The 15,617-nt window shown below is 40.7% G+C and carries 9 protein-coding genes and 1 pseudogene; 5 read left to right on the top strand and 5 right to left on the bottom strand.

Annotated features, from left to right (window positions below; translation table 11 throughout):
* The 4 genes and pseudogenes from Q4567_RS06040 to Q4567_RS06025 form a co-directional block, all read right to left on the bottom strand.
* On the bottom strand, positions 1-1,038 hold the full coding sequence (locus Q4567_RS06040) for an IS1634 family transposase (protein WP_289847858.1): 1,038 nt from the start codon (positions 1,036-1,038) through the stop codon (positions 1-3).
* Between the two features lie 125 nt (positions 1,039-1,163).
* A pseudogene (locus Q4567_RS06035) lies at positions 1,164-1,412 on the bottom strand (transposase zinc-binding domain-containing protein); the annotation flags it as partial.
* A gap of 266 nt (positions 1,413-1,678) precedes the next feature.
* A complete protein-coding gene (locus Q4567_RS06030; protein ID WP_216046977.1) occupies positions 1,679-3,025 on the bottom strand; it encodes a prolyl oligopeptidase family serine peptidase in 1,347 nt (448 codons plus the stop codon).
* 34 nt (positions 3,026-3,059) lie between these two features.
* Entirely contained in the window at positions 3,060-4,661 is a 1,602-nt protein-coding gene (locus Q4567_RS06025) for a glycerol-3-phosphate dehydrogenase/oxidase (RefSeq protein WP_216046976.1), read from the bottom strand.
* A gap of 176 nt (positions 4,662-4,837) precedes the next feature.
* Between Q4567_RS06025 and glpK the strand changes: the two genes are divergently transcribed.
* The 5 genes from glpK to Q4567_RS06000 all read left to right on the top strand — a co-directional run bounded on the left by glpK (position 4,838) and on the right by Q4567_RS06000 (position 13,483).
* Positions 4,838-6,322 carry a glycerol kinase GlpK gene (gene glpK, locus Q4567_RS06020; protein WP_216046975.1) on the top strand — a complete coding sequence of 495 codons (1,485 nt, stop codon included), beginning with the start codon at positions 4,838-4,840 and terminating at the stop codon, positions 6,320-6,322.
* Positions 6,323-6,778: 456 nt separating this feature from the next.
* Positions 6,779-9,535 (top strand): TonB-dependent receptor, encoded by a 2,757-nt coding sequence (locus tag Q4567_RS06015; protein ID WP_303499721.1) that lies wholly within the window; start codon positions 6,779-6,781, stop codon positions 9,533-9,535.
* Between the two features lie 141 nt (positions 9,536-9,676).
* Positions 9,677-11,233, top strand: a complete 1,557-nt coding sequence (locus tag Q4567_RS06010; RefSeq protein WP_216046973.1) for a tryptophan halogenase family protein — start codon at positions 9,677-9,679, stop codon at positions 11,231-11,233.
* 3 nt (positions 11,234-11,236) lie between these two features.
* Positions 11,237-12,001, top strand: coding sequence for a SapC family protein (locus Q4567_RS06005; protein WP_216046972.1), 765 nt, complete (start codon positions 11,237-11,239; stop codon positions 11,999-12,001).
* A gap of 21 nt (positions 12,002-12,022) precedes the next feature.
* Positions 12,023-13,483 carry an SLC5 family protein gene (locus Q4567_RS06000; protein WP_216046971.1) on the top strand — a complete coding sequence of 487 codons (1,461 nt, stop codon included), beginning with the start codon at positions 12,023-12,025 and terminating at the stop codon, positions 13,481-13,483.
* Positions 13,484-13,564: 81 nt separating this feature from the next.
* Here Q4567_RS06000 and Q4567_RS05995 read toward each other — a convergent pair whose 3' ends face one another.
* Positions 13,565-15,526, bottom strand: coding sequence for a beta-galactosidase (locus tag Q4567_RS05995; protein ID WP_216046970.1), 1,962 nt, complete (start codon positions 15,524-15,526; stop codon positions 13,565-13,567).
* Positions 15,527-15,617: the final 91 nt, after the last annotated feature.

Genomic DNA, 15,617 nt, shown 5'->3' with positions numbered 1-15,617 from the left:
CTAGTTATATGCGCCGCTAGAGTAAATTAATTCGTAGCTGTGGCTGTAAATTTCTAGAATATTTCCGAACGGGTCTTCCATGTAGATCATCCGGTATGGCTTTTCACCAGGGTAGTAGTAACGTGGCTTAGGCATGCGTTTGTTTAGGCTGTGTTGCTCACGCTTGTAGGCTTGCTCACTGCGAATAAGCAACCAATTTTGTTTCACACCGCCGTATTCACTGTCATAGCTGACGCCTTCATACCCTTGGGAAATAGGCGTAAACGTTAAGCTGGGAGCTTGCTTCACCAGCGCCTTAGCTTCTATGAGCGTTTGTGGTACACGCGTAATAAATAATTGCCCTTGCGCGTCTAAATCTATAATGGTTTCTTTCACATAAAGCGCTGCATCGGCCACTAAATAGCGACTCGTTTGGGCGGCCTTTAAACTGCTAATATGTGCTTTTACAATCTGTTTAAAACCTTCCATGTCGTTGCTGTTGCCACTGGCGGGCTTCATATATACCGGGATACCCGACTGATTCTCGCAAATAAGGTTGAGGATGACTTGGTTGAGCTCAGGCCGATGGTCACGCGAATATCCCTTGGCAATGCGGATGTGACTAGGCTCACCATCTTCAGTGGCTTGACCATCATAATGAAAGCTTGTCGAATCAAGATGTAGTGCTTCAGTCGCTAGGCCTAGCTTTGCTACGACAGCCTCACCCAACTGTTGATATAGTTTAGATACGCCATATTCATATAATGTATCTAAACAGCGTCCAAGCGCATCATCGTTAATGTGCTCAGCCAGCACGCCTTCCCCAATCAGCCTGTCGACGGGCTTGTTTCTAAAGTACTCGCTGTACATATGTAGCGTTCGGCCGGTAAAGCCAAGTCCATTTAGGACCATTGCGGTCACCAATTGACCACAACTAATTTTACGCTCAGGCGCATCGCCATTTACTGCGTTATCAATTATGTCGGCAAAACCAAGGCTATTGCAAAACCCTGCAACGAGTCCGTGGTGGTCGAGTATTTTGGAAGAAGGTACAGGCATAATATTACGCTCTCAAAAGAGAGTAATAGATCTAAACTGGGGATCGGCGTCAAGCTATTTTTAACAAACTTAGATCAACCGCTTAAATATTAAGCAAATTTAATTCCAAATTAGGGTGCGGAATGACAGCTAAATGCAACCAACTTCTCATGCTTGCAGTCGCCACACACCACGCGCAAAAAACCGTGCTCTAGTCGTCCACAACGCAAGAACTCATCAAACTCACGCTCAACATACTTGGGTAAATACTTGCCTTGGTCAGCTAAGTTTGCGGTAAAATCTGGGTAGTAACGTTCAACCAATTGATAGAGTAGCGTTGTTTCTGGTCGATGGCGCTTATAGGTTCGGCCTTGTTGCGTTGCCGGCACATCCATTCATCCTTGAATTTAATACTGACAAGTGTGGCAAAAACAGGCTCAATTTACGACTGGCTGACAGTCCGGTTTTGCCGTTAACTTGCCTGTCAGTAACAAAAATAGCCGCCCTAGCCGAAGTAACAAGGCAACACGCGCTTTGTGATTGAGTTAACGAGAGAATGCTTGCTCTCCTATAAATCTAAGTCTAAACCTTAGCAAAGCATAGACGAGATCTTGACCCTATTAGTATTTTGTAAAATGAGCAAAGTAAATTGTCCACAATATCATTGACTCGCTTTGTTGGTGGCATCACGGCGATAAAACAACACTCCAGCTCCCCATCGGTCAGCAAAACCGGGCCAAGCTTCACTTAGTTTACCATTGTCTTGTTTCGTTTGAGTGATATCTTCCCTAGTCGGGAGATAAGCACATCGCTTTGAATCCTCTTTGACGTGGCAATCAAGAAAGGCTAAAACCATATGTTCATTAACTCTATTTAGTCGCTCATTACTCCAAACCGGTTCTATATATTGTCCAATTTCAAATTCGCTGAGATAAGATATTTTAGGTGCAGGATGAGGGGCTACGTTATGCCGGGCATTTTCAAAAACCATTAAATAATTGTTGTGCATACTGGATTGTTCGAATAGCTTTTTCACGCCATGTTCGTACCCCACAATATCGTCTTCATCGCCTACAATATACAAACTGGGTACGTCTATGCTGGCAAGAGAATTTGCGTGATGCACATTATGTTCCTGACCCCAAGGTGCGAGCGCTACCATGGCTTTCCATTTAGGATCGACGAGCGAGCGTCCTGCATTGCAGAAGTTTAGTAATGGCAATAACGACTTCGTCAAATTTTCGGGGAAACCAATATTCTGTAGTCCGTTTGAAGTGAAGTTGTAACAACCACCTACTGTATTAATCGCGCCATAACCGCCCATAGAATAACCAATAACAGACGCCTGATTTGTATCAATTATTTGCCAAAGTGACGAATTGTCCTTGGAAAAGTAATCTAATACAAATTGTTGGTCGCGGGAACGATTAAATAGAGTACTTAAAAAACCGCCGCCTGGGTTGTTCTCAAAATCAATATCTGCATTAGTCGAATCTGTGTGGTCAATGGCCGCTACTACGTAGCCATGACTTGCCAAGTGTTCTCCCATATAAAACATAATAGAACGATAACCAGTATACCCATGAGAGAGTATTACAATAGGAAACTTACCTTTGCTCAACGCCGGCGCATCTCGGTAGGCTTCGCCTTGCAAGCTAAACGCGTTGTGGGCGCGAGTCACATCGTTATAAGAGGCTAAAGTTTGCTTAGAATCTAATTGCGCAGGATACCAAACCTCTAACGTTAAGGAGCGGTCTTTTGTTGCAGTGAAGTTTGTCAGTTCAAGTTGATTTTTATTGATGACCTTGATGGTCTTTACGCCAACTTTATATTCACCATTTTTAGACAGTTCAGGCATTATTGTTGGTTGCACAGTATATAATTCTTGAGGCTTGATTGTATCTGCATAAGCACAATTAAGCCCTATATTACTGAGCGCAAACAACACGAAGTAGGTCCTTAACTTTATTATACTGTTAGCGCCGCGATTGCTTAAAAATGTCAACATATGCCCTCCTAATTGATATAAAGTCATTAAATACTTACACTTTACCAATGTACTCATCTAGCTTCATCTGGGCATGCTCGCCAAACAATATTTCACAAGCTTCTATAATTCCTTGTGTTTTTACGATATCAGATTTTCTTAAGACCATTTCAATTTTTGATCGTCTGCGAAGAAAATCCTCTAGTTTTGTGATCATTTCGCGGCGTGCAGCATAATGTAATTCTGCACGAATATATTCAGCATTTTCCATTAATTGTTCAGCTTGGCTTGGATCACGTTGTATCTCGTCTAATATTTGTAATGCGTGGATATCATATCTGCGCCATAAACGAGTGGTAAGTTTTTCAGAAGAATAGTCAGGCGTCATTGAATCTAGATTTATGAGCCTAGCTCTAAATTCAAACTCTGATTTTATTTTTTCGTTAGATTCACCATACCAAATAGCTTTCTCAAAGGGGAGTGTTATACCCAATGACTTTATTATTTGACTGACTTCTTCTCCTACGTTGATACAGTCAGTCAGTTTGCCGCCAAATATACTTAAGAACTTTTCTTCTTTATTCACATCAATGGCATGTTTGCGAGATAACGCTACCCAATCAGCCTTGCCACCTTTTCCTTTAATTGCAAGAGGTCTAACACCACAACGTTCAGAAATTATATCCGCTGCGGTGAGCGGTTGGTCTAGGTCAAGTAAGGCATTTACATTATCGAGTATAAATTTACGGTCGCTTTCGGTAACGCTAATATCAGGGTCTTCTACTTTATCATCTGTCGTTCCGATGCATGTTTTTTGCCCCATTGGGATGACAAAGAACAAGCGGCCGTCGGAAGCGAAAAATGCCAAGACTTTATCTACTTTGGTTATTTTATCTACAACCAAGTGCACCCCTTTCGAAAACAAATGCCTGTGATCTGTATATTGGTCAACTTGTTTATTATAGGCGTCTACCTTTGGTCCACAGGCATTTATTATGACTTTCGATTGAATATTTAATGTTTGCCCACTAATTTGGTCAACGGCTTCAGTTGTCCACCAATCGCCGTCCCGCTTACTAGATGAAGCACCAACATAGTTGGTGACAATAGCGCCATTATCCATTGATGTTCGAATAAAATTAAATACAAAACGGGCGTCGTTATCATGTAAAAATGCATCAGAATATTCAAAACCGCCTTGCGCGTTGCTTACATCAATAGCGGGTTCGAGTTCTTTAATGGATTTTGAACTCAAAAAATTAGGACGTTGCGTAAAAAATCGTCCCATTAACCAATATGTTAATGTACCTAGGTATACAAACCATGCCGGAAACCTAAACCCTTTTTGCAAAGTGGTTAAAAAACGGATTTCTTGAACCGTTGAAGGGTAGCTGCGCATTAAATGATTGCGACTTTTACATAATTTATTCACCAAAAGATACTCATGGTTTTCTAAATATTTAATGCCTCCCCAAGCGAGGTTTGATGAATTAGAAGAAGTCTTTCCTGCAAAATCACCTTTATCTATCATCGCGACTGATAATCCTTTTCTGGCCAATGACGCCGCTGAAACGGCTCCATTGATACCCGAACCAATAATAAGAACATCATATTTACCTTGATTTAGTTTAATTAGATTGGTTTCTCGCAACAACATTTTTACATTTCCTTTCCACTTTACATTATTGTATGATAAATAATATATTAACAATATATTGACATAAAACGCAAACTCCCTTGTTGATATATTTTCGTCAGTGAATGTTTACCAGAGCGGCTGATATTATTTACTGTCCTTGTTTATAAGTAAAACAAACTATACAAGAGAAAAAGATGAAGAAACTAGGCATCCTATCTATAGACCAAGGTACAACTTCTAGCAGAGCTATTGTGTTTGAGCTTGATGGTCATCAAGTTGCGAATGTGCAACAAGAGTTTAACCAACACTATCCTGCGAACGGGTGGGTTGAGCACAAATCTGAAGACCTTTGGCAAACAACCTTAGACAGTTGTAAAAATGCGATTGCTCAAGCTCAAGAGAAGTGTGTCGAAATTGCTTGTATAGCGATTACTAATCAACGTGAAACAACGCTGGTATGGAATAAGGAAACCGGTAAAACGATATACCCTGCAATTGTATGGCAAGACCGTCGCACCGCTAGCTATTGCGAATCAATTTCTGAACATCAAGATTTGGTGCGCAGTAAAACGGGATTATTATTAGACCCGTATTTTTCTGCAAGTAAGATTAAGTGGATTCTCGACGAAGTTGAGGGCGCGCGGCATTTAGCTAATCAAGGTAAGCTTGCTTTTGGCACTGTAGATAGTTTTTTGATTTGGCGCCTCACCAACGGTAAATCTCATGTTACTGACGCTACTAATGCATCTAGAACCAATCTATTCAATATTCATACACAGCAATGGGACCCTGAATTACTAGAATTGTTTACCATCCCTAAAAGCATGCTACCTGAAGTATTAGATTGTGCCGACAACTTTGGCATAAGCGACAAAAGGGTCTTGGGTGAAGCTATTCCAATATGCGGTGTTGTAGGCGACCAACAAGCAGCGCTAATTGGTCAATCTTGCTTTAATCCTGGTGACCTAAAAAGTACTTATGGCACAGGGTGTTTTGCGCTTATGAACACGGGAAATAAACCTGTCTTGTCTGAGTATAAACTACTGACTACAGTTGGTTACCGTCTGAAAGGTGAAACGACCTACGCGTTGGAAGGCGCCATTTTTACTGCGGGCGCTAATATTCAATGGCTTCGAGATGGTATTAAGGTGTTAAAACATGCTAAACAAAGCCAAGTTTTGGCTGAGTCCTTAGATTATGACCATGGTGTTTTTTTAGTGCCAGGCTTTGCTGGCTTAGGCGCGCCACACTGGCATCCACACGCGAGAGCGAGTCTATTTGGAATGACCAGAGGGACTGGACCCGCGCATTTTGCAAGAGCGGCTTTAGAAGCAGTGTGTTATCAAACTCACGAATTACTATGTGCAATGAATAAAGACGGCATGCCTTCTTCTGCAGTGTGGGTAGATGGTGGAATGGTGGCCAATGATTGGCTATGTCAGTTCTTAGCTGACATTATTCAAGTAGAGGTTAAACGGCCTAAAATTATGGAGTCAACTGCTTTAGGAGCTGCGTATCTAGCTGGTTTGCAATATGGATTGTACAAAGATTTAGACGACATAGCCTCATGCAAAACCGTCGACCGCACCTTTACGCCTGAATTAGGTGACCACACCCGCACTAGACTGCTGAATAAATGGAATTTGGCGGTTGAAGCTACGCTAGCGTTTGCAGAATAACGGTAGGGGAACAAGCTCCAAACTTTGATAGGACTAGTGTGAGTGTTTTCGTCAACATACTCAGCCTCATATGTTGATTTTCGCCCCTCGTGTGAACCTCTACAAAATGAGCATTAGTGGCCCCAGGACCTGCGTCACTCTGTTCATTAGATACCTATTAGTCGAATTTGTATTATAAATAATCTCATTCATAATAATATCATGTTTTTTACTTAAACTACGGGTAAACTGTAAGTCATTGATTAATTAGCTAATTATAACGATCTTTAAACATCACAATATTTATTTCCGCTTAAATCAATTCTTCTAAGTATCTTATATGTTAATTTTTTGTACATTTTTGTTGATAACTTCCTAGTTTTAGTTATATTGTATGATAAATAAGTTAATAGCTTATTGGCTGGTTTTACACGCACATTAATTTAAACAGGGTAAATCTGTAAAAGGGCACACACTATGAAAACCAAAAAAATAAAACAATTTGGCACATATACATCAATCGCAGCGGCTATTGCTGTTGCGTTATTCGCACCTACTACTGTTATTGCACAAGAAACAGATGCTAGTGGCGTAGAGATAATTGCTGTAACTGGTTATCGCAGCAGCTTAAAAGCGTCAATGGATGATAAGAAAAACGCGAATGTAGTGTCTGACGGCATAAAAGCTGAAGATCTAGGTAAATTTCCAGACCTCAATGTTGCCGAATCATTACAACGGATTACGGGCGTTTCAATAGACCGAAACGGCGGAGAAGGCCAGGCGGTTACAATTCGTGGTTTCGGTCCACAATTTAATACTGTGTTAGTAAACGGTCGCCAAATGGCTTCCGAAACAGGAGGTAGAGAATTTGCTTTTGACTCAGTTTCCGCGAACCAAATTGTTGGTGCAGACATTTTCAAAACCGGAACGGCTACAATGCAGGAAGGTGGTATAGGTGGCACCGTAAGTCTTATTACAGCGCGTCCTTTTGACTATAGCGGCTTCACTGCTGTAGTTTCAGCGAAAGGTATGTATGAAAGTTTGTCAGAAGAATTATCTCCCACAATTTCTGCTTTAGTTTCAAATACATTTAATGATGACACGATGGGCATCTTATTTTCTTTGAGTCATGAGAAACGTGATGTTCAAATTAACCGCATCGAAACAGCGGGTTGGCGTCCGGGTCAAACTATATCGAATTCACGCGATGGGGTATTGTATTCGAATGCATATATTCCTCGTAACTGGGATCAAATTGTAGATAACCAAGAACGCACAAGAACAAATGCGAACCTTGTTTTTCAATACGCACCATCAGATGATGTAACTATTACCTTAGACGGTTCAGTATCTACATTCGAAGTTGATTCTCAAGTGACCGATTTAGCGTCATGGTTTGAACCTGATCGCGTCGGTTCTGCCACCATTGATGAAGCTACGGGTACACTAACCTCATTCTCACAAGATACTGATTTATTCGTAAGCTCTGGTAATCCCGCGACAGATTTTGTATCGCATACACGTAACTCTCGTGATATTTCAAATGCAGCATTTGGTTTGAATGTTGATTGGGAAATTTCGGATTCACTTACTGCAGAATTTGATGTTTCATCATCAACTGCCGAAAACGATCGTGCTGGCAAAGACCGATTTAACGTGGTTGGAATTATTAATAGTTATCAATTTGATGGTACCGGTGGCACACCAACAGTTATTCATGATGGATTTGGTAACGGAAGCCTTCCAGATGCAAACTTAGCGCGTTTACACTATAACGAAAAAGGCAATCAACCAAGCTTTGAAGATTCAATTACTGAAGTAAAAGCTGATTTTCATTACCGTGCAGACGGCGATGTTTTTACCGGTGCTAATTTTGGTATATATAGTCAAGATCGCGAAAAGAAAGTATTCCAAATATTTGCTAGCCAGTGTGCATTTTGTGGTTATGCAGAGCCTGCACCACTTGATACTCTTAATTTTAGACCGTTTACCGCAAACAACTATTTCTCAGGTTTAATAGATACATACTATACTTACGATGGCGACGCGTATGTTGATTATTTAGCACAGACAGGTAATCCAATTACGCCTACATTGCAAAACAATCGCTATACGGTTAATGAAAAAATCACTTCGGTATATGCTGACTTTAATTTTGAAACTGACATTGGAGACATGCCTGTATTCTTAAATGTGGGCGCTCGTTACTCAAAAACGTCTGTTGATGTAAACGCTGTACAAAGTTTTATTGCTGACGTTATTCCAACAACTGATCAAACGTTATTTTCAAATGTATTTGGTCCGGCAACTGACATAGTAGAAAGCGGCTCTTATGCAACACTATTGCCAAGCGTTAATTTAAAGTTACAACTTCAAGATGACATGATATTGCGTTTTGCTGTTTATGACTCGTTAACTCGTCCAACTATGAGTGATTTATCGCCAGCAACCAATTATGGCGAGCCACGTCGTCAAAACTTGACAGCTAGCGGCGGTAACCCTGCGTTGAAACCGTTCCGTTCGTCAAACTGGGATATTTCGTACGAATGGTATTATGCTGACACAAGTATTTTAACCTTTGCTTTCTTTAGCAAAGAAGTAGAAGATTTTATTACTACATTAACGGGCATAGAGACGTTTACTCTGGCAAATCGAAGCGATCAAGTTGACTTTACATGTGCTGACGCAGCTTGTGCAACGCTAGATATTACCGACGAAACAACAGCCCAAGAGTTATACGGTTTGCAGGAAGACTACACAGTTAGCCGTCCTCAAAACGGTGAGTCTGCTCGTGTCACTGGTTTCGAACTGGCTTGGACACATGTATTTGACAACGGTTTCGGCGTAACGGCTAATGCTACGGTAGTAGATAGCTCAGTAGAAATTGGCTCTGACACCTCTACTACGTTTGCTTTAGAAGGTCTAGGCGATTCTCAAAACTTGGTAATTTTCTATGAAGCAGAAGATTGGCAAGCGCGAGTTGCTTATAACAATCGCGAAGGTTTCTTACGTAGTATCGACAATGGCTCTACAGGCGAACCCATAAATACGGATACGTTTGGTCAAATAGATATTAGCGCAAGTTATGATATTAGCGAATCAACCACTGTATTCTTTGAAGGAATTAACATTACTGAAGAAGAATTGGTTCAAACAGGACGTTTTGCTAATCAAACATATTCTGTAGAAGACAACGGTTCTCGTTATGCGATAGGTATTAGAACTAAATTCTAAAAGCTTTGTGTGAACAGAAGGGCGGCGGTAAACGCTACCGTCGCTTTTCTTTTTTAGTCATAAAATTCTAAAGATTGGTCTTATTACAATATTTGTGTTTAAGTTAAATCCTTAGCGTTTTATCCATTTATTGAGGATATTATGGCCAAAGATATAAGAAAAATTACAGTTGTAGGGGGCGGAACTGCGGGATGGCTAGCAGCTTCGGTTATAGCAGCTCATCATAAGAAAGCAACGACATCTGCTAAAGCATCACTAGAAATTATCCTAATCGAGTCGTCAGATATTCCAACGGTTGGGGTAGGTGAAGGTACTTGGCCAACAATGAAAAACACTCTAAAATCTATAGGGATTAAAGAAAGCGATGTGTTTTCTCGTTGCCATGCGGCATTCAAACAAGGTGGCAAATTTGTCAATTGGGTGAAAAGTGAAGGTGACTCTTATTATCATCCCTTTACCGTCCCGCTAGGGTATGGTCGAATTGATTTGGCGCCGTACGTGTCAAATATTCAAGAATATGCACTTGAGGCAAATTACCAACAAAGTGTATGTGAAGCAAACCTAGCTCCCCGATCCATTTCTGAAGGCGAGTACTCAGGACAGTGCAATTATGCCTATCATTTAGATGCGGGTGCGTTTGCTGATTTGCTCAAACAGCATGCCCGCGAAAATTTAGGCGTTAAGCACGTTATTGGAACAGTAGACAATGTCGTATTATCTGATGACGGAAATATTGCTAGCGTCCAACTTAAGGATGGTCAGCAATGTTCAGCCGATTTATTTATAGATTGCACAGGGTTTCAATCGCTATTACTTGGAAAAGCATTGGGTGTTGGTTTTAAATCAACAGACAAATATTTATTTAACGATACTGCTTTAGCGTTGCATGTACCGTATAAAGATGCCAACGATCCTATTCCCACACATACCGTGGCAACAGGCCAAAATGCGGGATGGATTTGGGATATTGGCTTATCTTCTAGACGCGGCGTTGGTCATGTTTATGCAAGTGAATATTTAACAGATGACGAAGCGCATTTGAATCTTGCTAACTATCTTGGTCAAAAACCAGAAGACATAAGCCCCAGAAAAATAGCCTTTCAATCAGGTCACCGGGAGAAATTTTGGCATAAAAACTGCGTTGCCATTGGCATGTCGGCTGGATTTGTTGAACCCCTTGAAGCGACTGCGATTATGTTGATAGAAATATCAGCTCGCTATGTGGCTGAAAATCTTCCCCCACATCACGGCGTTATGCCTACGATTGCGAAACGCTTCAATCAACAAATGGACTACAAATGGTCTCGAATTATTGATTTTCTTAAGCTCCACTATATGTTGACTAAGCGTCAAGAGCCCTATTGGCAAGCCCATACCCAAGCAGATTCAATTCCTGAAAGATTGAAAGAAGATTTAGCTGTTTGGGCTTACAGAGGTCCGACACAAGCCGATTTTGAAAGCGCTATTGAGTTATTTCCTGCAGCGAGTTACCAATATGTGTTATACGGAATGGGGTTTAAACCCGACTTCAGCAAGCATCAACATCTTTATAATGAACAACAACAAGCTTCATTGGTTGCGCGCAAAAACCAACAATTGACGCAACAAATGCTTGCGTCTTTACCTCAACATAGAGCGTTTATTCAAACATGGTTAGCAGCTGCTCAAGCCAAACAACAATTACAAAAAGGAATATAAACGATGACGCAATTGATAGAGTTAAGTAGCCGCATACACCAGAATCTTAAAGTAGTGCCTAGCGCTATTAATGAATTTGCGAGTAAACAACATGTGTTTTCATTAAATGCGGTTGAAATTGCACAAGCAGCTACTTGTTTTCCTATATTTTTGTCACGTAACAACATTAATGGAAACTTAAACTTTTCGGCAATGACGAGTTTTTTAACGGAACAAAATTTATTTGTTGAAAGTAATCAGTGGCTCCCTGTTTTTCAGCCCAGTGCATTACGGACATACCCACTGTATTTGATGCAGTCTAACAAAGCAGACGCTCAATTTACCGTTGGCTTTGACCCCCAAAACACAGCTTTCTCAGAAACCGAAGGTAAACCACTATTTTCGGCAGAAGGAGTAGCAAGTGACCACTTGACAGTGGTTACTAAGTTACTGCAAACGGAATTAGATAACATGCGACATAGCTTCCATCTTGTAACTAAGCTAGAAGAGCTTGATTTACTTAAGCAGATTGATTTGAAAGTAATGTTCGAGAACGGGCACGTTAACACCATCAAAGGCTTGTTTACTATAGACGAAGACCAATTCAAAATGTTACCCGCGAGCACACTTGCAGAACTAAATTCAGCAGGATACTTAATGCCGATTCATGCTTTATTAATGTCTATTTACCAACTTAATGTATTAATAAATAAACATAATGCGCGCCCTGATAATTTAGTCGTGAAAGCCATAAAAATGGAAGTCGCAAAAGATGTCGCCCACCACTAGACTTAACATAAGAAGATCACTATGACAGTTAACTTAATTCAAATCGGCGTGTTTTTATTTGTAACATTGTTGATCGCATTCCTTACTTATCTTCAGTGTCGCGGTAAAGGCCATACCACCGCTGACCAAAGTAAAGAATACTTTCTGGCTGGCGGGGGACTTGCCTGGTATTTTGTAGCAGGCTCTATTACTTTAACCAATTTGAGTACTGATCAACTTGTTGGCATGAATGGAAACCAAATGGCGCTACTTGCGTTATGGGAGTTTTCAGCCGTAGCGGGTTTATTTGTATTAGCCAAGGTGTTTCTACCTGTTTATTATCAGTACAACTGCACGACCACCACCGAACTACTTGAAAAACGCTACAATAATAAGCATATACGTGCTGTCATTAGCTGCTTGTTTTTTCTAGGCTCCGCTTTAATTTTTTGTCCCGCTGTAATTTATACTGGCTCTTTGTTCATGCAAAATATGTTTAACGTTGAACTACCCATTATTTACATCGCAGCTATTTTCGCCATTGTAGGGGCTTTATACGCTATATTCGGTGGCTTACGCGCTGTTGCGGTATCTGATACATACTCAGGTGTGATACTGCTGTTTATGGCGGTACTTATCGTTGTTTTGGCGCTTAATGCCGTTGACTATAATTTTGAAGGTATTCCAGCTGAAAGATTAACGCTAATTGGCGGTGATGATTCGCCTATTCCATGGCATACATTGTTGACAGGTATGATTTTTATCCAAATATTCTATTGGGGTACCAATCAGGTTATTACCCAACGCGCCATGGCTGCTCCGAATATTAAAGAAGCCCAAAAAGGTGTTTTTGCCGCGGCTGCAATTCGTTTATTAATAGTGCCTTCAATTATTGTTATTCCAGGAATAGTGTCCTATAAACTATATGGTGACATAGGTGATACGGCCTACGGGACTATCGTTTCTGACTTGTTGCCAAGTTGGTTAAGCGGTGTTTTTGCTGCGGCTATGGCAGCGGCCGTGCTAACAACATTTAACAGTAACTTAAATTCGGCGACTGCACTTTATGTATGTGATATTCATGAAGCATATTTTAATAAAACGCCTAATGTACAGAAACTGTCAGGTATAGTAACTATTTTGATGACCGTTTTGTCGTTATTATTAGTACTCGTTTATAAAGAGGCTGATAGTATTATTAATCTTATTCAACAGCTGTATGGCTTGTTGAGCATGCCTATTTTATCGGTGTTTATATTGGGATTAGCCTTTAAAAACGTACATGCTGGTGCGGGTATATTTTCCGTTGTATTCGGGGTTATATTATATGCGAGCGTTTCGTTTGAATTCTCACCCATCTATGCGCCATTTGATTTGCACTACATACACTTAATGTTTATTACATTAGTAAGTTGTTTGACTTTGTCGTTGCTACTGAACTGGGCGGTTTACGGACAAAGACCAGCGATCCAATGGGTTGGAAATGAGAAGAGACTTGCATAGAACTTAATTTAGTCGTGAAAAAATAACTTGGCGCTCCAATTATAAGATAATTAGAGCGCCAAGCGTCCTATTAAAAGTACCTTAAACCTGTTTAATTATACTTACTGAATACGGCGCAATTTTCAAAGAGCCTAGAATACATTTGTGTTCAAAGGGCAATTCCACAGTTTCGTGAGTATCACCATAGTTTAATAACACCCCGTAGTCTCCTCGCCATGATAAACGAATGTCTTGTGGTAATTGCACTGGACCAAGATTATGTTTATTAGCAATATCGGTAAATAAGGCTAATAAGAATGCGTCATTCGTTAAGCTTGCTATGTAAGTTACTTTCTCGTTTTGTGCGACTACAGCCTGTCCATTTGGCAATGATACTGCTACGGCAACGTCATCGCCCACGAGTAACTCTTCGTTCCAACGTTCCGACTGGTAAGCATTGTTGTTATAAATGAATTCAGTTGCGCAACTGTCACGAAGTGTTTCGACACTCAACACTTTTATATCTATTAATTGCTGTAATGCGCCAGGAGCTAAATTAGGTGCAAAGCATAGTTCGTCAGTTTTACTGCCCGTTCGTGGCCCAACAACTAAATGCACTTGCGCTAATTTAGCGCGCTCAATAAAACTAGCGTTAATAATGGGTAAGCACGGTGCTACCACTAGTTTGTATGAACTTAAGTCGCTATTTTGGTCAATAAAGTCGACGTTTAGGCCTAATTTTCTGAAAGCACTGTAGTAGGAAAATTCAACCTGCTGGTGCTGATAGCTATCACCTTGGCGTTCGATTTCTGTTACCCATTGATTATGCACATCCATTAAAATGGCAATGTCAGCTGATACTTTGGCAGACAAATCAAATTCTGTTTTTTGGAGGTCTAGATTAAACTGCTTTGCTTCGTGCCATGCTATTGATTTAGAATTATCAACACGTTTAATGCCTGCATGCATTTGTTCTTGAGCAAATGCGGCTTGCCGCCATCTAAAGTAACACACCGTTGATGCACCATGGGCTACCGCTTCCCATGACCACAAATACACCATTCCCGGGTGCGGTCTAGGATTATGACTTCCCCAATTTACAGGACCAGGTTGTTGTTCCATTACCCAAAAGTGGTCGTGCGAAATACCGCGAATTTGATCAAATGAAAAACTAGAAAAATCTGGGTGGCCGGTGCGCATATATTTCGCAAATGCCTTAGGTTCGCTATTTGCAAAAAACAAGTCAGTTCTTCCCAAAGGGTAATTATCGTAGCTGGCAAAGTCTAGTTTGTCTGCCAATGCAAAATTATCACACTGGGTGTCGACCATGGGAATAAAATTATGAGTGATAAATTGGTTGGGACAGTGTTGTCGAATCTCACTTATCATGGCATTGTGATAACGAATTACCTGATCAGAGCTAAATCGCCGGTAAGCTAATTGATGTGAAGGATGTGTTTCTGTCACTGCTAAAAAAGGGAGCTCTATTTGCGAGAAGTCTTGATATTCCATAGACCAAAAAATAGTCCCCCATTTTTTGTTTAAAGTATCGATATCGCCATATTGATTCTTACACCACGCTTGAAACGCAATTAGGGCATTTTGTGACCCGCTGTGCGTGGTATCGTGGCACGCTAGTTCATTGTCAGTCTGCCAGCCTACAACCGCAGGGTTATTAACATATCGCTGCGCCATAATCCGAGTGATTTTCATGGATGCATCAAAGTACTCATGCGATGAAAAATCATAATGTCTGCGCGAGCCAAAGCCACGAGTGACACCAGTATTGATATCGACTGGCAAGATAGAAGGGTGTTTATCGATGAGCCACTTGGGAGGTGTTGCTGTAGGTGTGCAAAGTATAATTTTAATATCTTGTTGCGCCAGTATCCTTATGGCTTTATCTAACCAATCAAAGTTAAATTCATTCTCTATAGGTTCAAGTTTAGACCAGCTAAACTCAGCCAAACGTACGAACTTAATGCCCAACTCCCGCATTTCCTCAGCATCTTTTTGCCACATGCGTTCGGGCCAATGTTCAGGGTAATAACAAACTCCAATCATAAAGCGTAATCCTTCTTGTTTTTGAAGCTAAGTGTGTAATCAATAAATAATACTTATAACATATTTATATGATAAAAATTAACATTTACGT

This window comes from Aliiglaciecola sp. 2_MG-2023, assembly GCF_030548145.1.
Taxonomy (GTDB): Bacteria; Pseudomonadota; Gammaproteobacteria; order Enterobacterales; family Alteromonadaceae; genus Aliiglaciecola; species Aliiglaciecola lipolytica_A.
The sequence above is the reverse complement of the archived record's forward strand: the minus strand, read 5'-3'. Positions and strand labels throughout refer to the sequence as shown.

Excerpts from the sequence above, each read along its gene's own strand:
- Q4567_RS06005 (WP_216046972.1), top strand. The coding sequence starts at position 11,237 with ATGACGCAATTGATAGAGTTAAGTAGCCGCATACACCAGAATCTTAAA.
- Q4567_RS06015 (WP_303499721.1), top strand. The coding sequence starts at position 6,779 with ATGAAAACCAAAAAAATAAAACAATTTGGCACATATACATCAATCGCA.
- Q4567_RS06040 (WP_289847858.1), bottom strand. The coding sequence starts at position 1,038 with ATGCCTGTACCTTCTTCCAAAATACTCGACCACCACGGACTCGTTGCA.
- Q4567_RS06030 (WP_216046977.1), bottom strand. The coding sequence starts at position 3,025 with ATGTTGACATTTTTAAGCAATCGCGGCGCTAACAGTATAATAAAGTTA.
- glpK (WP_216046975.1), top strand. The coding sequence starts at position 4,838 with ATGAAGAAACTAGGCATCCTATCTATAGACCAAGGTACAACTTCTAGC.
- Q4567_RS06010 (WP_216046973.1), top strand. The coding sequence starts at position 9,677 with ATGGCCAAAGATATAAGAAAAATTACAGTTGTAGGGGGCGGAACTGCG.
- Q4567_RS06025 (WP_216046976.1), bottom strand. The coding sequence starts at position 4,661 with ATGTTGTTGCGAGAAACCAATCTAATTAAACTAAATCAAGGTAAATAT.
- Q4567_RS06000 (WP_216046971.1), top strand. The coding sequence starts at position 12,023 with ATGACAGTTAACTTAATTCAAATCGGCGTGTTTTTATTTGTAACATTG.
- Q4567_RS05995 (WP_216046970.1), bottom strand. The coding sequence starts at position 15,526 with ATGATTGGAGTTTGTTATTACCCTGAACATTGGCCCGAACGCATGTGG.